Below are 16,213 nucleotides of genomic sequence, written 5' to 3' on the forward strand. Positions count from 1 at the left end.
GGGACATGACCGCCGACCGCCATCGTGGATGCATGACCACGAGCCACGCCCCGATCATCCGTCTCGACCACGTGTCCAAGCACTACGGCGACGCCGCCCGGCGGGTGACGGCGCTCGACGACGTCAGCGTCGACATCGGCGCGGGGGAGTTCACCGCGGTGATGGGCCCGTCCGGGTCCGGCAAGTCGACGCTCATGCACGTCGCGGCCGGCCTCGACGCCGTGTCCACCGGCCGGATCCAGATCGACGGCGTCGACATCACGGCCCTGGGCGACAAGGACCTCACCGAGCTGCGTCGTCGTCGGCTCGGCTTCGTGTTCCAGTCGTTCAACCTCGTCCCGACGCTCGACGTCAGCGAGAACATCCGGCTGCCGTTCCTGCTCGGTGGGCACAAGCCCTCGCACGAGGAGACCGCCTGGATCGACCGGCTGGTCGAGATGCTCGGGCTCGGCAACCGGCTGACCCATCGTCCGCACCAGCTCTCCGGCGGGCAGCAGCAGCGCGTCGCCATCGCACGGGCGCTCGCATCGCGACCGGCGGTGGTCGTCGCCGACGAACCGACCGGCGCGCTCGACTCCCGCACGGGGCGCGACGTGCTCGCGATCCTCCGCGGTGCCGTCCAGGAGTGGGGGCAGAGCGTCGTCATGGTCACGCACGACCCGGTGGCAGCCGCGAACGCCGACCGCATCCTGTTCCTGGCCGACGGCCGGATCGTCGCCGACCGCCCCGCGATGGACGCCGGCGCGATCTCCACGACGATGCTCGGGATGGAGGCAGCAGCGTGAACGGCGTCCGCTCCTTCGCCCCCACCGTCCTGGTCGCCGCCCTCGGCACCACGTTCGGTTCCGCCCTCGTCATCGCACCGGGGATCGTGACCGAGGCGCTCCGAGCCGCCGGGGTCGCCGACCTCGGCCCGATCAAGGCGATCCTGTCGGTGGTCGGGTGGCTGTTCCTCGGCATCGCGCTCTACGTCGGCGCGATCGTCACCGCGAACACCTGCGCCACCCTGATCGCCGGGCAGACCCGGATCATCGCCCTGCAGCGGTTGGTCGGCGCGACCGGTGCGACCTTGCGGGCGCGGATCACGCGCACCGGCCTGGTGGTCGGTGTGCTCGGCGGGGTCGTCGGCGCCGTCGTGGGGACCGCGCTCTCGGCCCTGTTCGTCATCGTCCTGCGGGGCAACGGGGTCCTGCCCGAGGCCGACTACACGTACGTGCCGTGGGAGCTCGTCCTGCCGGTCGTGGCCGTCGTCCTCGCCACCTGGGGTGCCTTCGCCGCCGGGTCGCGCCGCGTGCTCTCCGTCACCCCGCTCGAAGCGCTGTCGTCGTCCGTCGAGCCGAGCCACGACGACGTCCGGTCCGGTACGGCCCGCAAGGTCTGGGCGATCGTGCTGATGGCCGGCGGCGCGGTGCTGATGCTGCTCGGGCTCGCGGTGAGCTCGCTGTCCCCGGTCGCGGTCCTGCCGGCGGCGCTCGGCGGGTTCGTGTCCTTCGCGGGGGTCGCCGTGGGGGCGACGATCGTGATGCCGCCCGTGCTGCAGCTCATCGGCCGCATCGGCTCGCACGACCCCGTCGTCCTGCTCGCCGGACGGAACGCGATGCGGGCGCCGGGACGGTCCTCGCGGGCGACCATCGGGCTCGTCATCGGCGTCACCCTGCTCGTCACCTTCGCGGTCGCGCTCGGCATCATGCAGCACGTGCTCGAGACCGAGATGCGCGCCATGAGCGCCGGGAGCGCCACCCCGCAGATGATCGAGGCGCAGCGGGACCTCTTCGTGCAGATCAACGCCGTCGTCAGCGTGGTCGTCGGGTTCTCCGCCGTGATCGCCGCCGTCGGCGTCGTGAACGCCCTGGCGCTCGGGGTGCTCCAGCGTCGACGCGAACTCGGGCTGCTGCGGGTGCTCGGCCTGACCGGTGCGCAGGTCCGACGGATGATCGTGACCGAGGCCGTGCAGATGGTCGTCGCGGCCGTCGTCGCGGGGCTCGCACTCGGCACGCTGTACGGCTGGGTCGGCGGGCAGACGCTCCTCGGCTCGCTCGGGACGCCCGTGGCGCCGGTGCTGCCGCCGCTGACCATCGGCATCGTCGTGATCGGCGCACTGGTCCTGGCGGTCGTCGCCACCATCGCCCCGGTGCGGCGCGCGATGCGCGTCCCGCCGACCGAGGCCCTCGCGGTCGACTGACCCGTCGCCCTGGTCGCACCGCGCGACGACACGGGAGGCCCGGTGCCAGCTGGCACCGGGCCTCCCGTCCGTCGTGTGGGCGCGCCGACGTGCCCTGCCCGGCCCCGCCTCGCCGCTCACGTCCGCCGAGGTGTCACGAACCGTCGTCCAGACGCGGGCCGGGCGACACAACGTGACCACTCGGCGACCGGCCCGCAGCACGTCTCGACCACTCGGCACCCCGTTCGGAAGCAGCGGGCAGTCCCGCGTCACACGCTTGCGCCAGCCCGCTGCTCCGGTGCTACCGTGGGTCTCGATGTACTCGGCACTCCTCCTCCTTCGCTGCCGCGACGAGGCCTGACACTCCGGCCCACCTCGTCGCGGAGTCCGTCGTGGCCGCACCACAACAGCTCACGAACACGCGACGAAAGCGAAGAACGATGCAGAACACCCAGCAGCCCTCCGGGATGCCGATCCACAAGTACGTCCCGTTCCACGAGCAGATCAGCGTCGACCTGCCGGACCGGACCTGGCCCACGAAGCGCATCGACAAGGCGCCGCGCTGGTGTGCGGTCGACCTGCGTGACGGCAACCAGGCACTCATCGACCCGATGGACGCCGAGCGCAAGCGAGCGATGTTCGACCTCCTCGTCCGGATGGGCTACAAGGAGATCGAGGTCGGGTTCCCGAGCGCCTCGCAGACCGACTTCGACTTCGTCCGGTCGCTGATCGACGAGGGCGCGATCCCCGACGACGTCACGATCCAGGTCCTGACCCAGGCGCGCGAACACCTCATCCAGCGCACCTACGAGGCGATCGACGGCGCGAAGCAGGCCATCGTGCACCTGTACAACTCGACGAGCATCGTGCAGCGCGAGGTCGTCTTCCGCACCGACGTGCAGGGCGTGGTGGACATCGCCGTCACCGGTGCGAAGCTCTGCAAGGCGGCCGAAGCCACGCTGCAGCACGACACGACGATCTACTACGAGTACTCGCCGGAGTCCTACACGGGCACCGAACTCGAGGTCGCACTGGAGATCTGCAACGCCGTCCTCGAGGTCTTCGAGCCGACGCCCGAGCGCAAGGTCATCATCAACCTGCCCGCCACCGTCGAGATGGCCACGCCGAACGTCTACGCCGACTCGATCGAGTGGATGTCCCGCCGCCTCGCCCACCGCGAGGACGTCATCCTGTCGCTGCACCCGCACAACGACCGCGGCACCGCGGTCGCGGCCGCCGAGCTCGGCTACATGGCCGGTGCCGACCGCATCGAGGGCTGCCTGTTCGGCAACGGTGAGCGCACCGGCAACGTGGACCTGGTCGCCCTCGGGATGAACCTGTTCACGCAGGGGATCGACCCGGAGATCTCGTTCGCCGACATCGACCAGGTGAAGCGCACCGTCGAGTACTGCAACCAGCTGCCGGTGCCCGAGCGCCAGCCGTGGGCGGGCGACCTCGTGTACACGGCGTTCAGCGGCTCGCACCAGGACGCCATCAACAAGGGCTTCGAGGCGATGAAGGCGAAGGCCGCCGCCGCGGGCAAGGACATCGACGAGATCGAGTGGGCGGTGCCGTACCTGCCCGTCGACCCGAAGGACATCGGCCGGTCGTACGAGGCCGTCATCCGTGTCAACTCGCAGTCCGGCAAGGGCGGCGTCGCCTACCTGCTCAAGACCGACCACGCCCTCGACCTGCCCCGCAAGCTGCAGATCGAGTTCTCCGGCGTCGTCCAGCGGCACACCGACACCGAGGGCGGCGAGTTCTCGTCGCAGCGCATCTGGGACGTGTTCCAGGACGAGTACCTGCCCGCGTCGATCGACGACGAGAAGTGGGGCCGGTACGAGCTCACCAAGACGGCGACGTCGAGCGACTTCGAGGGCACGACCTCGCTGTCCGTGGCACTCCGGGTCGATGAGGGTGCGGTCACGGCCGAGGCCGTCGGCACCGGTCCCATCGACGCGTTCCTGAAGGTGCTCGCCGAGCAGGGCGTCCAGGTCACGCTGTACGACTACTCGGAGCACACGATGAGCGCCTCCGGTGACGCGAAGGCCGCGTCCTACGTCGAGCTCGACGTCGACGGCGTGCGCCTGTGGGGCGTCGGCATCGACGCCGACATCTCGACGGCGTCGCTCAAGGCGATCGTGTCCGCGGTGAACCGCGCGGTGCGCGCGGGTGCCGCGGCCGGCGCCGACGCGCCGGAGCTCGTCTCCGCCTGAGAGGCAACCAGGCCGGGAGGCGCGGTGCGGGTCCGTCCCGCACCGCGCCTCCCGGCTGTGCGCACGTTCACTGCCTGACGCAAGACGCCGTCGTGTTGCCGAGGCGCCTCCGGAAGTCGCGGCGTCTCGACGAGTGCGCGGCGTTCGGCGAAGACGACGGCGTCTTGTCGCAGCGCCCCCACCCCGGACCGCACGCGGCTGTCGGCGGGGCGGGGGATACTGGGGTCATGCCGCTGTACCGGGACGAGTGCGTCGTGTTGCGCACCCACAAGCTCGGTGAAGCCGACCGCATCGTCACGATGCTCTCGCGGCAGCACGGCAAGATCCGCGCCGTGGCCAAGGGCGTGCGGCGGACGGCGTCGAAGTTCGGCAGCCGCCTCGAGCCGTTCATGGTCGTCGATGCCCAGTTCTACGAGGGCCGGTCGCTCGACATCGTCACCCAGGCGGAGTCCCTCGGCGCGTACGGGGCCCAGATCGTCGCCGACTACGGTGCGTACACCGCGGCCAGCGCCATGGTCGAGACCGCCGACCGACTGAGCGAGGCCGACGCCGGGCTGCAGCAGTACCTGTTGCTCGTCGGGGCGCTCCGCTCGTTGTCCCGCGGGGAGCACCAGTCCAGCGCGACCCTCGACTCGTACCTGCTCCGCGCGATGAGCATTGCGGGGTGGGCCCCCTCGTTCAGCGACTGTGCGGTGACGGGGGAGCCCGGCCCGCACTCGGCGTTCGTGGTGCAGCTCGGTGGTGTCGTCGCCGACCGTGCGGCACCCCCGGGCACGCCGCGGCTCGACCCGGCGACGCTCGGGGTGCTCGGCTCCCTGCTCGCCGGCGACTGGGCGACGGTCGACGCCACCGACGAGCGAACACGTTCGCGGGCCTCCGGCGTGGTCGCGGCCTACGCCCAGTGGCACCTGGAACGATCGCTCCGGTCCCTGCCGCACGTCGACCGCTCCGAACACCCGATGCCGGTGCCGCAGACCCACGGCGGACCCGAGGCGACAGCACGTGCGGTGGCCTCGACCCCGGCACCCGCCGTGCCCGAGCCCGAGCCCGAGCCCGACCCTGATCCCGCTGTCGAAGGAGCCCCCACCGCATGAGCCCCCGCCGCCCCGACGACGTCGAACCGTTCCGCCCGATCGACTGGACCGGCGAGACGCCCCCGGCGATCCCGGCCCGGTTCGTGCCGGAGCACGTGGCCATCGTCATGGACGGCAACGGCCGGTGGGCGAACGGCCGCGGGCTGACCCGGATCGAGGGGCACAAGGCGGGCGAGGCCTCACTGCTCGACGTCGTGGCCGGGGCGATCCAGATCGGCGTCGGACACGTGTCGGCGTACGCGTTCTCGACGGAGAACTGGAAGCGCTCCCCGGAAGAGGTCCGGTTCCTGATGGGCTTCAACCGTGACGTCATCCGCCGTCGCCGTGACCAGCTGCACCAGTGGGGCGTCAAGGTGCGGTGGGCAGGCCGGCGTCCGCGGCTGTGGCGGAGCGTCATCGACGAGCTCGAGACCGCCGAGCGGATGACCGCGGGCAACGACGTCCTCACGCTGACGATGTGCGTGAACTACGGCGGCCGGAACGAGATCGTGGACGCCGTGCGGGGCATGGCCGAGGACGTCGCAGCCGGTCGCCTGAAGCCGAGCCAGGTCACCGAGAAGGCCCTGGCGAAGCGGCTGTACGTGCCCGAGATGCCCGACGTCGACCTGTTCCTCCGGAGCTCGGGGGAACAGCGCACGAGCAACTTCCTGCTCTGGCAGTCCGCCTACGCCGAGATGGTGTTCCTCGACCGGCTCTGGCCGGACTTCCGTCGCACCGACCTGTGGGGTGCGATCGAGGAGTACGCCAGCCGCGACCGACGCTACGGCGGCGCGGTCGACGCCCCGACGGCGTAGCCCAAGCCCAAGCCCAAGCCCAAGCCCGAACCCGAGCCCTGCCCCTCAGCCCGGAAGCGGCCCCTCGAGCAGGTGGGCGGCCGAGCGCACCGCGTCGAGCGCCGCACGGACGCTCGGCACCCGGTCGGCACCACGGGCGACGACGACCTCGACACGCCGGGCCAGCTCGTCGTCCACGGGGTCGATCGCGACACCGGCGGGGATGACCGTCGTCGCGAGTGCCAGCCGGGGGAGCAGCGCCACCCCGAGCCCGGCGGCGACGAGCCCCACCACCGCGGCCGCGTTGTCCGTCTCGAGCACGATGTCCGGCGTGAACCCGGCGCTCGCGCACGAGGCGAGCAGGTGCCCTCGGCACCGCGGGCAGCCCCCGATCCACCGGGCGTCGCGGTGGGACGCGAGGTCCACGACGGTGGAGCCGGCGGGGCGGAGTCGCTCAGAGCCCCCTGGCTCGACCGGCGTCACCAGCGCGAGCGGGTCGCGCCCGAGTGCCCGGGTGACGAGGCCCGGGTCCGGGGTGGTTCCGACCTCGTCGCCGACGTAGGTGAAGGTCAGGGCGACGTCGACCTCGCCACCGCGCAGCAGGTCGAGTGCCTCGGGCGGCTCGACCTCGACGTACGAGGTCGTCACGCCGGGCGCCGTCGCCGCCATCCGGGCGAGCACGGCGGGCACCAGGGCGGAGGACGCGCTCGGGAACCCAGCGAGTCGCACCCGGCCACGGCTGAGTCCGCCGACGGCGTCGAGGTCCTCGCGCGCCGCGGTCAGCGCGGCCTGGACGTGCAGGGCGTGGTCGGCGAGCACCTGCCCCGCGTGCGTGAGGGTCGCGCCCCGCCCGCCTCGCAGGACCAGCGCGTGCCCGAGACGCTGCTCGGCCCGGGCCACCAGCTGGCTGACGGCCGGCTGGCTCGACCCGAGTGCGGCGGCAGCGCGGGTGATCGACCCGCCGTCGGCCACGGCGCGGAGGACCCGGAGCAACTGGGGATCGATCTCGTCCATCATCCGATGTTATCGGTGGCACAACGAATCGGCCCTGGTGTGATGGGTCGGGAACCGGGACGCTGTCCGCATGGACTCCTTCCCCGCCGGCCGCGGCTACCTGGCGGCGTGCACCGCGGGCCTGCCGACCCGCGGTACCCTCGCTGCCCAGCGCGCCGACCTCGACGCGTGGTCCCGGGCCGAGACGTCGCCCGCCCGGTACGGCGCGCTGGTCGAGCAGGGGCGTGCGCTCTTCGCCGCGCTGGTCGGCGTCCCGGCGGAGCGCGTCGCGACGGGCTCGCAGACCTCGGTGATGGCCGCGGTCGTCGCCGACGCGCTGCCGGACGGCGCCGAGGTGGTCGTCCCCGACGGGGACTTCAGCTCGGTCGTCTTCCCGTTCCTCGCCCAGGCACACCGCGGCGTCCGGGTCCGGAGCGTCCCGCTGGACCGGCTCGACGCCTCGGTCGGGCCCGACACCGCCCTCGTCGCGTGGTCCGCGGTGCAGTCCGCCACCGGCGTGGTCACCGACCCCGACCCGGTCGTGGCCGCCGCCCGACGTGTCGGAGCCCTGACCCTCTGCGACCTCACGCAGGCCGCCGGTGTCCTGCCCGTCGACGCCACACCGTTCGACGTGACGCTCACGCACACCTACAAGTGGCTCTGCGCGCCGCGCGGCGTCGCCTTCATGACGCTCTCCGACACCGCCCTCGGCCGACTCCGCCCGGTGCAGGCCGGTTGGTACGCGGGAGCGGACGTGTGGTCCTCCTGCTACGGCCCCGCCATGCACCTGGCCGACGACGCGCGTCGCTTCGACGTCTCGCCGGCCTGGCAGGCGTGGCCCGGTGCCGTGGCCGCGCTCGAGCACGCGGTCGCGCTCGACCAGCAGGCGGTCTGGAGGCACGCCACCGGTCTCGCGGATCGGCTGTGCGACGCCCTCGGGTCGCCTCGGCAGGGCGACGGGCAGGCGATCGTGACGTTCGCGGACGCCGACGGGTCGGCCCTCCGGGCCCTCACCGCCGCGGGGCTCACCGCCTCGGGGCGTGCCGGGCGGCTGCGCATCGCGTTCCACCTGTGGAACGACGAGTCCGACGTGACCGACGTCGTGGCCGCGCTGGGCGGGGTGGGGCCGACCACGTCGGGCAGGTGAGCGGGGAGGGCGGACCCGGGGCGGGCCTCCCGGGCCGGGATCGCCGGTAGTCTTGCCCGGACCGTTTCCGCACCGAGCACCCAGCTCGGCGACCTCTGGAGCACCCTTTGGCACAGCCCTCCCGTCTCGACAGCGTCATCGCCCTGGCCAAGCGCCGCGGCTTCGTCTTCCAGTCGGGTGAGATCTACGGAGGCTCCCGCTCCGCATGGGACTACGGGCCCCTCGGTGTGGAGCTCAAGGAGAACATCAAGCGCCAGTGGTGGCAGCGGTTCGTCCGCGGCCGCGGGGACATGGTCGGCCTCGACTCCGCGGTGATCCTGCCCCGCAAGGTGTGGGAGGCCTCCGGCCACGTCGCGACCTTCACCGACCCGCTGGTGGAGTGCCTGCACTGCCACCACCGGTTCCGCGAGGACCACCTGATCGAGGCGTTCGTCGCCAAGAAGGGCCGCGACCCCGAGGGCCGCATGGCCGAGATCGCCTGCCCGAACTGCGGCACCCGCGGCGAGTGGACCGAGCCCCGCGAGTTCTCCGGGATGCTCAAGACCTACCTCGGCCCGGTCGAGTCGGAAGAGGGCCTGAACTTCCTGCGCCCCGAGACCGCGCAGGGCATCTTCGTCGACTTCGCGCAGGTCGTCACGACGAGCCGCATGAAGCCTCCGTTCGGCATCGGGCAGGTCGGCAAGGCGTTCCGCAACGAGATCACGCCCGGCAACTTCATCTTCCGCACGCGCGAGTTCGAGCAGATGGAGATCGAGTACTTCGTCCCGCCGGCCTCGGCCCAGGAGCACTACGAGCAGTGGATCGCCGACTCGGTCGCGTTCTACACCGACCTCGGCATCGACCCCGAGAACCTCCGTCGATTCGACGTCCCGGACGGCGAGCGGGCGCACTACTCCGACGCCACCGCCGACATCGAGTACCGCTTCGGCTTCACCGGCTCGGAGTGGGGCGAGCTGATGGGCGTCGCGAACCGCACCGACTTCGACCTGAACAACCACATCGAGGCGTCCGGCCAGGACCTCCGGTTCTTCGACCAGGCCGCCAACGAGAAGTACGTGCCGTACGTCATCGAGCCGTCGTTCGGTCTGACCCGTGCACTCATGGCGTTCCTGCTCGACTCGTACCACGAGGACGAGGCCCCGAACGCGAAGGGCGGCGTCGACAAGCGCACCGTCCTGCGCCTCGACCCGCGCCTGGCCCCGGTGAAGGCCGCCGTCCTGCCGCTGTCGCGCAACGAGCAGCTCTCGCCCGTCGCCCGCGGCCTGGCCGACGACCTGCGCAAGAACTGGAACGTGGACTTCGACGACGCCGGTGCCATCGGACGTCGCTACCGTCGCCACGACGAGATCGGCACGCCGTTCTGCATCACGGTCGACTTCGACACGCTCGAGGACAAGGCCGTCACGGTGCGCGAGCGCGACACCATGGGCCAGGAGCGCGTCTCGCTCGACCAGCTGCAGGGGTACCTGGCGCAGCGGTTGCTCGGCGCGTAGGGGATCCGCGGGCGTCGCGGCGCGTCGGAACCAGGTTCCGGACACAGCACCACGAAGATCCACGGTGCGGTGTCCGGAACCTGGTTCTGCGGGAATGCGCGCCGCACGAGCGCGTTGGGGTCAGCATGAACGACTCCGTGAAGGTCGATGTCTGGTCGGACATCGCCTGCCCCTGGTGCTACATCGGCAAGCGCAAGTTCGAGGCCGGCGTCGCCGCGTTCGGCGCCTCGAGCGAGGGCCGTCCCGTCGAGGTCGAGTACCACTCCTTCGAGCTGAGCCCGGACACCCCCGTCGACTTCGAGGGGACCGAGGCCGAGTTCCTCTCGGGCCACAAGGGCATGCCCGTCGACCAGGCGCAGCAGATGCTCGACCAGGTCACGGCCATCGCCGCTGGCGTCGGCCTCGAGTACGACTTCGAGGCGATGCACCACACCAACACGGTGAAGGCCCACCAGGTCATCCACCTCGCCAAGCAGCACGGCAAGCAGCTCGAGATGGTCGAGCGTCTGTTCACCGCCTACTTCGAGCGCGGCGAGCACGTCGGACAGGAGTCCTCGCTCGCCGACCTGGCGGCGGAGATCGGCCTCGACCGCGACGAGGTCCTCAGCACCCTGCGCGACGACGCCCAGCTCGCTGCAGTCCGCGCCGACCAGGCACAGGCGCAGGCGTACGGGATCAACGGCGTGCCGTTCTTCGTGATCGACGGCAAGTACGGCGTCTCCGGCGCCCAGGACCCCACGGCGTTCGAGCAGGTGCTCCGCCAGGTGGTCGCGCTCCGCGAGACCACGCCGGAGGAGGTCGCCTCGGCGGCCGAGCGCGCTGCGGACGACGCGAGCGCCGACGTGGCGGTGACCCGATGACGGACATGACCATCAGCGACCAGGGCGCGGTGCGCCTCCAGGCCGTGACGTCGGTGCCGTCCGTACCGGACGCGCTCACGGGGCTGCCGGGCGTCCGCGGCTTCTCCGCCGCTTCCGGCGTTCCCGGCGTTTCCGGCGTTCCCGGTCTGGAGGCCCGTCCCGCGTTGCTGACGCTCGTCACGCCCGGCGGTGCGCCGGTCTGCGAGGGCGACGCCTGCCTGATCGACGCCGGCTCGTTCGCCGGGGCCGAGGGCGACTGGTCCGAGGTGCCGGACTGACGGCTGCGTCAGTCGCGCTGCGGTTCCTCGTCGGTGATGTCGGCGACGGTCGCGCCGTAGGCGGCGACGAGCGCGTCGGCGTCGACGAAGGCGCTCGCACCGTGCCGGCCGGCGCCCAGGGCGACCCGGCGGCCGACGATGCGCTCGTCGGCGTACACCGGCAGGTCGCCCGTGGCGCCGATCGGCGTGATGGTGCCGCGCTCGTAGCCGGATGCCCCGAGCGCGGTGGCGGCGTCGGGCATCGAGAGCTTGTTGACGCCGACGACCGTGCGGAGCTTCTTCCAGGCGATGCTGCGGCCGCCGGGCACCAGTGCGAGCAGGAACCCGCCGTCGTGGCGCTTCACCACCAGGGTCTTGACGATGTCGCCGGGCTCGATGCCGAGCAGTCCGGCGGCCTCGTGCAGGGAGTCCGCGGCGGGGCGCTCGACCACCTCGACCGGCAGGCCACGGGCCTGGGCGTCGGCGTCGAACCGGGAGCTGGCGTCGGTCGTCATGTGGAGAACGCTACCGGCGCGCACCGACGTGGGAGAATGGGAGACGTATGACGATCACTGACGCACCCGGGACGGCGACCCGTCCGGCGAAGCCCCTGCGCATCGGCCCCATCGAGGTCGACGTGCCGGTCGTGCTCGCGCCGATGGCGGGCATCACGAACATGGCCTACCGCCGGCTCTGCCGCGAGTACGGCGCCGGGCTCTACGTGTGCGAGATGATCACCTCGCGTGCGCTGGTCGAACGGACCCCCGTCTCGATGCAGCTCATCCAGCACCACGAGTCCGAGACCCCGCGGTCGATCCAGCTGTACGGCGTCGAGCCGAACACCGTGGCCGAGGCGGCGTCGATCCTGGTGGGCGAGGACCGCGCCGACCACATCGACCTGAACTTCGGGTGCCCGGTGCCCAAGGTCACCCGCAAGGGCGGCGGCGCGGCCCTGCCCTGGAAGCTCGACCTGTTCCGCGAACTCGTCACCAAGACCGTGCGCGCCGCGGGCGACGTCCCCGTCACGGTGAAGATGCGCAAGGGCATCGACGAGGACCACCTGACCTACCTCGACGCCGCACGCATCGCGCGCGACGCCGGGGTCGCCGCGGTCTCGCTGCACGCCCGCACCGCGAACGAGCACTACTCCGGGCACGCCGACTGGTCGGCGATCGCCACGCTGAAGGAGACCGTCACCGACATCCCGATCCTCGGCAACGGCGACATCTGGTCGGCCGCCGACGCGCTCCGGATGATCGATGAGACCGGCGCCGACGGCGTGGTCGTCGGGCGTGGCTGCCTCGGCCGCCCGTGGTTGTTCGGTGACCTGGCTGCGGCGTTCCGCGGCGAGGGGCTGCGGTACATGCCGTCCCTGGGCGAGGTCGCCGACGGGTTCCGCCGGCACGCCGAGCTGCTCGTCGAGTTCTTCGGCGACGAAGAGCACGCCTGCCGCGACATCCGCAAGCACGTGGCCTGGTACTTCAAGGGGTACCCGATCGGCAGCGACGTCCGGGCCGGCCTGGCGATGGCGTCGAGCCTGCAGGAGATCGACTACTTCCTCGGCCAGCTCGACCACGACGCGCCCTACCCGGGTGCCGACGCCGAGGGGCCGCGCGGTCGTGCCGGGCACCCGAAGCGCACCGCCCTGCCCGACCGCTGGCTCGAGAGCCGCGACGTCGACTCCGAGTTCCGCAAGGTCCTGGCCGCCGCCGAGCTGCACCACAGCGGCGGATGAGCGCCACCGCCTCGTACGGCCCGGCGGACGCGGAGCGCTGGCTCCCCGAAGAGCACGGCAACCGCCGCTCGGACTTCGCCCGTGACCGCGCCCGACTGCTGCACTCCAGTGCGCTCCGGCGTCTGGCCGCCAAGACCCAGGTGCTCAGCCCGACCGCGGGCCTCGACTTCGCCCGCAACCGGCTGACGCACTCGCTCGAGGTCGCGCAGGTCGGCCGCGAACTCGCCGACTCGCTCGGACTCGACCCCGACGTGGTCGACACGGCGTGCCTGGCGCACGACATCGGCCACCCGCCGTTCGGGCACAACGGCGAGACCGCGGTGAACGCCTGGGCAACCGGCATCGGTGGCTTCGAGGGCAACGCGCAGACGCTCCGGCTGCTGACGCGGCTCGAGCCGAAGGTCTACGGCGTCCGGCCCGGCGCCGACGTCGACCGTCCGTTCGGGCTCAACCTGACCCGTGCGTCGTTGGACGCCAGCTGCAAGTACCCGTGGCCCGCTGCGCAGGGGGTGTCGGAGTCGTCGTCCGGGCGCACCAAGTTCGGCTTCTACGACGACGACCACGACGCCTTCGAGTGGCTCCGTGCCGGCGCCCCGCGTCGCCAGCGGTGCATCGAGGCGCAGGTGATGGACCTCGCCGACGACATCGCGTACTCGGTGCACGACTTCGAGGACGCCGTCGTCGCCGGGTTCATCGACGTCGCGGCCCTGGGTGACCGCGTCGGTGAGAACGACATCGTGACCGCCATGCACGCCTGGGTCGGCGACGACCTGAGCCGCGACGAGCTGCTCGAGGCGTTCGACCGCCTGCGTGCGCTGCCGCTCTGGATGACCGCGTACGACGGCTCCCGCCGTGACGCCGCACGCCTCAAGAACCTGACGTCGCAGCTGATCGGACGCTTCGCGCGCACCGCCACGACGGCCACCCGCGAGTCCTACGCCTCGGGATCGCTCGTGCGGTTCGCCGCGTCGGTCGTCACCCCGCCCGAGATCATCGGCGAGATCGCGGTGCTCAAGGGCATCGTCGCGGCCTTCGTGATGACCCAGGGCGACCGTCAGCCCGTGTACGAGGACCAGCGTCGCGTGCTCACCGAACTGCTCGACGCGCTGGCGGCGACCGGTGCGTCCGACCTCGAGCCGGGCTTCGCCGCCGACTGGCACGCCGCGGACGACGACGCCGGCCGACTGCGCGCCGTCGTCGACCAGGTCGCGAGCCTGACCGACCAGGGCGCACTCGCCTGGCACCGACGTCTGGTGGTGGGTGACCGTGACCCGGTCCACATCGCCGTCTGACCGGTCCGCCGACGTCGGTCCCACGAACTAGGATCGAGGGGTGGCTGGCAGGATCGCGCGGAACGACATCGACGAGGTCCGCTCGCGTGTCAACATCGCCGACGTCGTGGGCGACTACGTCACGCTGAAGCACGCGGGCGTCGGGTCGATGAAGGGCCTGTGCCCCTTCCACGACGAGCGCTCCCCGTCGTTCCACGTCCGGCCCCAGGTCGGCCGCTACCACTGCTTCGGCTGCGGCGAGGACGGCGACGTCTTCAGCTTCATCATGGCGCAGGACCACACCACCTTCGCCGAGGCCGTCGAGCGCATGGCCGCGAAGATCGGCTTCACCCTGCACTACGAAGAGGGCGACGGGCCGCGCACCGACTACAACACCCGTGCCCGGCTGATCGCGGCGAACGAAGCCGCGCTCGAGTACTTCACGGGGCAGCTCACCACGGCCGCCGCCGACCCCGCCCGCCGGTTCCTGGGGGAGCGCGGGTTCGACCCCTCGGCCGCCCAGCACTTCGGCGTCGGGTTCGCGCCGAAGTCCTACGACATGCTCAAGGACCACCTGCGCGGGCGCGGCTTCACGATGGAAGAGCTCGTATCCGCCGGCCTCGTCAGCCAGGGGGACCGCTCGCCGTACGACCGGTTCCGCGGGCGCCTGATGTGGCCGATCCGCGACGTCACCGGGGCCACCATCGGGTTCGGGGCGCGCCGCCTGCTCGAGGACGACAAGGGCCCCAAGTACCTCAACACGCCCGAGACCCCGATCTACCACAAGAGCCAGGTGCTCTACGGTCTCGACCTGGCACGCCGCGACATCTCGAAGCAGAAGCAGGTCGTCATCGTCGAGGGCTACACCGACGTGATGGCGTGCCACGTCGCGGGCGTCACGACCGCGGTCGCCACCTGCGGCACGTCGTTCGGCGTCGACCACATCAAGGTGCTGCGCCCGATGCTCGGTGACCTGGCCGGTGCCGACCCGAACGCCAACGGTGAGGTCGTGTTCACGTTCGACCCCGACGAGGCCGGGCAGCGCGCCGCCTCGCGTGCCTTCGCGGAAGAACAGCGGTTCGCGGCGCAGACCTACGTCGCCGTGGCACCCGGCGGGCTCGACCCGTGCGACCTCCGGCTCGCCCGCGGTGACGACGCCATCCGACGCCTGGTCACGAACAAGCGCCCGATGTTCGAGTTCATGATCCGCCGAACCCTGGACGGCCACGACCTCGAGACCGTCGAGGGGCGCGTCGGTGCCCTGCGTGCGGCCGCCCCCGTGCTCGCTGGCATCCGCGACCGCTCGCTGACACAGGGCTACGTCCGCGAACTCGCCGGCTGGCTCGGCATGGAGATCCCCGAGGTCCGTCGGTCGGTCGAGACCGCCCGACGCCGTGCGGGCTCCGCCGGGCAGGACGACCGGTCCGCAGGCGCCGGGCGCGACGGCCGCAACGGGAACGGCACCGACGGGGCCGACACCCCCGACGAGCCCGTCGCCGGCATCCGCTCGCTGCCGAACGACCCGATCAGCCGCATGGAGCGCGACGCCGTGATGGCGATGGTGCAGCAGCCCACGTCCGTTGGCGCACCGATGCTCGGGCTCGCCGCGTCGGCCACGTTCTCGACGCCGATGCTCGCCGCGGTGCGGGACGCCGTGGTCGCCAACGTCGACGTCATCGGCGCGGGGGACTGGCTCGACCGGCTGCTCGCCGACGTGCCGGCGCCCCTCCGCACCCTGACGCACGAACTCGCCCTCGCACCCATCCCCGCGCGCAACGCGGAGGACCTGGCGGCCTACTGCCGGAGCATCGTCGTGGCCCTGGTCGAGCGCGACCTGCTCGCCCGCAAGGCCTCGTTGCTCGGGCAGCTGCAGCGCGCCGACCCGCACGAGCAGGTCGAGCGTCGCGCCGAGATCCAGCGGCAGCTCGTCGACATCGACGGGCAGCGGATGCGGTTGCGCGCCGACGCCGAGGCGTCCTAGGGCCCTTCGCGCGGCTGGTGCCGGGCGTGCGCGAGGTCGCACGACGCGCCGCATGGGTGCCGCCGAGGTCGCACGAACTGTCGCGCGGCGGGGCTGCGAGCGGCAGTTCGTGCGACCTCGGCGGTCCGTGAGTGGTCAGGACGTGCCGCGTGTAGGGCGTCGAGTGGTCGCAGATCGTCGGTTGGCCGGGGTTCGGCCGACGGGACATGACCGCTCGGGGTGGGGCGGGCGG

Annotated in this window: 14 protein-coding genes; 12 read left to right on the forward strand and 2 right to left on the reverse strand. The window is 72.0% G+C overall.

What is annotated here, in order from left to right; genetic code table 11:
- Nucleotides 1-32: 32 nt before the first annotated feature.
- The 5 genes from DEI98_RS17815 (at nt 33) to DEI98_RS17835 (ending at nt 6,265) form a co-directional block, all read left to right on the forward strand.
- Nucleotides 33-785 (forward strand): ABC transporter ATP-binding protein, encoded by a 753-nt coding sequence (locus DEI98_RS17815; protein ID WP_111101504.1) that lies wholly within the window; start codon nt 33-35, stop codon nt 783-785.
- Nucleotides 782-2,182, forward strand: a complete 1,401-nt coding sequence (locus tag DEI98_RS17820) for an ABC transporter permease (RefSeq protein WP_111101505.1) — start codon at nt 782-784, stop codon at nt 2,180-2,182. The genes DEI98_RS17815 and DEI98_RS17820 overlap by 4 nt, the downstream gene beginning before the upstream one ends.
- 419 nt (nt 2,183-2,601) lie before the next feature.
- On the forward strand, nt 2,602-4,377 hold the full coding sequence (gene leuA / locus DEI98_RS17825) for a 2-isopropylmalate synthase (protein ID WP_071405366.1): 1,776 nt from the start codon (nt 2,602-2,604) through the stop codon (nt 4,375-4,377).
- Nucleotides 4,378-4,604: 227 nt separating this feature from the next.
- Nucleotides 4,605-5,471: a DNA repair protein RecO gene (recO, locus tag DEI98_RS17830; protein ID WP_111101506.1), complete on the forward strand. Its 867-nt coding sequence runs from the start codon at nt 4,605-4,607 to the stop codon at nt 5,469-5,471.
- Entirely contained in the window at nt 5,468-6,265 is a 798-nt protein-coding gene (locus DEI98_RS17835) for an isoprenyl transferase (RefSeq protein ID WP_017886684.1), read from the forward strand. Before recO ends, DEI98_RS17835 begins: the two co-directional genes overlap by 4 nt.
- 45 nt (nt 6,266-6,310) lie before the next feature.
- Here the strand turns inward: DEI98_RS17835 and DEI98_RS17840 are convergent, their stop codons facing one another.
- Nucleotides 6,311-7,258, reverse strand: a complete 948-nt coding sequence (locus DEI98_RS17840; protein WP_258370936.1) for a LysR family transcriptional regulator — start codon at nt 7,256-7,258, stop codon at nt 6,311-6,313.
- Between the two features lie 70 nt (nt 7,259-7,328).
- Between DEI98_RS17840 and DEI98_RS17845 the strand changes: the two genes are divergently transcribed.
- From DEI98_RS17845 to DEI98_RS17860, 4 genes are all read left to right on the forward strand, one after another.
- Complete coding sequence (locus DEI98_RS17845; protein WP_111101508.1) at nt 7,329-8,384, forward strand: aminotransferase class V-fold PLP-dependent enzyme; 1,056 nt, start codon at nt 7,329-7,331, stop codon at nt 8,382-8,384.
- A 107-nt stretch (nt 8,385-8,491) separates the two neighbouring features.
- Nucleotides 8,492-9,877, forward strand: coding sequence for a glycine--tRNA ligase (locus DEI98_RS17850; RefSeq protein ID WP_110864656.1), 1,386 nt, complete (start codon nt 8,492-8,494; stop codon nt 9,875-9,877).
- Nucleotides 9,878-10,002: 125 nt separating this feature from the next.
- Nucleotides 10,003-10,737, forward strand: coding sequence for a DsbA family protein (locus tag DEI98_RS17855; protein ID WP_111023153.1), 735 nt, complete (start codon nt 10,003-10,005; stop codon nt 10,735-10,737).
- 5 nt (nt 10,738-10,742) lie between these two features.
- Nucleotides 10,743-11,015 carry a hypothetical protein gene (locus DEI98_RS17860; protein ID WP_146243554.1) on the forward strand — a complete coding sequence of 91 codons (273 nt, stop codon included), beginning with the start codon at nt 10,743-10,745 and terminating at the stop codon, nt 11,013-11,015.
- A gap of 8 nt (nt 11,016-11,023) precedes the next feature.
- On the opposite strand, the gene DEI98_RS17865 is transcribed toward DEI98_RS17860, so the two are convergent.
- Nucleotides 11,024-11,509 carry an aminoacyl-tRNA deacylase gene (locus DEI98_RS17865; protein WP_111033357.1) on the reverse strand — a complete coding sequence of 162 codons (486 nt, stop codon included), beginning with the start codon at nt 11,507-11,509 and terminating at the stop codon, nt 11,024-11,026.
- Nucleotides 11,510-11,556: 47 nt separating this feature from the next.
- Here DEI98_RS17865 and dusB point away from each other — a divergent pair, with 47 nt between their 5' ends.
- The 3 genes from dusB to dnaG are packed head-to-tail and all read left to right on the forward strand — an operon-like array spanning nt 11,557 to nt 15,981.
- Nucleotides 11,557-12,729 (forward strand): tRNA dihydrouridine synthase DusB, encoded by a 1,173-nt coding sequence (dusB, locus tag DEI98_RS17870; RefSeq protein ID WP_111101510.1) that lies wholly within the window; start codon nt 11,557-11,559, stop codon nt 12,727-12,729.
- The gene (locus DEI98_RS17875; RefSeq protein WP_110864660.1) at nt 12,726-14,021 is read left to right on the forward strand and encodes a deoxyguanosinetriphosphate triphosphohydrolase; all 1,296 of its coding nucleotides are present in this window, start codon (nt 12,726-12,728) and stop codon (nt 14,019-14,021) included. The genes dusB and DEI98_RS17875 overlap by 4 nt, the downstream gene beginning before the upstream one ends.
- Before the next feature lie 40 nt (nt 14,022-14,061).
- The gene (gene dnaG, locus DEI98_RS17880; protein WP_111101511.1) at nt 14,062-15,981 is read left to right on the forward strand and encodes a DNA primase; all 1,920 of its coding nucleotides are present in this window, start codon (nt 14,062-14,064) and stop codon (nt 15,979-15,981) included.
- Nucleotides 15,982-16,213 lie beyond the last annotated feature (232 nt).

This window comes from Curtobacterium sp. MCLR17_034, from assembly GCF_003234485.1.
Lineage (GTDB): Bacteria > Actinomycetota > Actinomycetes > Actinomycetales > Microbacteriaceae > Curtobacterium > Curtobacterium flaccumfaciens.

Bases quoted from the DNA above. Each gene is read 5' to 3' on its own strand.
- DEI98_RS17815 (WP_111101504.1), top strand. From the start codon at position 33: ATGACCACGAGCCACGCCCCGATCATCCGTCTCGACCACGTGTCCAAG.
- leuA (WP_071405366.1), top strand. From the start codon at position 2,602: ATGCAGAACACCCAGCAGCCCTCCGGGATGCCGATCCACAAGTACGTC.
- recO (WP_111101506.1), top strand. From the start codon at position 4,605: ATGCCGCTGTACCGGGACGAGTGCGTCGTGTTGCGCACCCACAAGCTC.
- DEI98_RS17835 (WP_017886684.1), top strand. From the start codon at position 5,468: ATGAGCCCCCGCCGCCCCGACGACGTCGAACCGTTCCGCCCGATCGAC.
- DEI98_RS17840 (WP_258370936.1), bottom strand. From the start codon at position 7,258: ATGGACGAGATCGATCCCCAGTTGCTCCGGGTCCTCCGCGCCGTGGCC.
- DEI98_RS17845 (WP_111101508.1), top strand. From the start codon at position 7,329: ATGGACTCCTTCCCCGCCGGCCGCGGCTACCTGGCGGCGTGCACCGCG.
- DEI98_RS17855 (WP_111023153.1), top strand. From the start codon at position 10,003: ATGAACGACTCCGTGAAGGTCGATGTCTGGTCGGACATCGCCTGCCCC.
- DEI98_RS17860 (WP_146243554.1), top strand. From the start codon at position 10,743: ATGACCATCAGCGACCAGGGCGCGGTGCGCCTCCAGGCCGTGACGTCG.
- DEI98_RS17865 (WP_111033357.1), bottom strand. From the start codon at position 11,509: ATGACGACCGACGCCAGCTCCCGGTTCGACGCCGACGCCCAGGCCCGT.
- dusB (WP_111101510.1), top strand. From the start codon at position 11,557: ATGACGATCACTGACGCACCCGGGACGGCGACCCGTCCGGCGAAGCCC.
- DEI98_RS17875 (WP_110864660.1), top strand. From the start codon at position 12,726: ATGAGCGCCACCGCCTCGTACGGCCCGGCGGACGCGGAGCGCTGGCTC.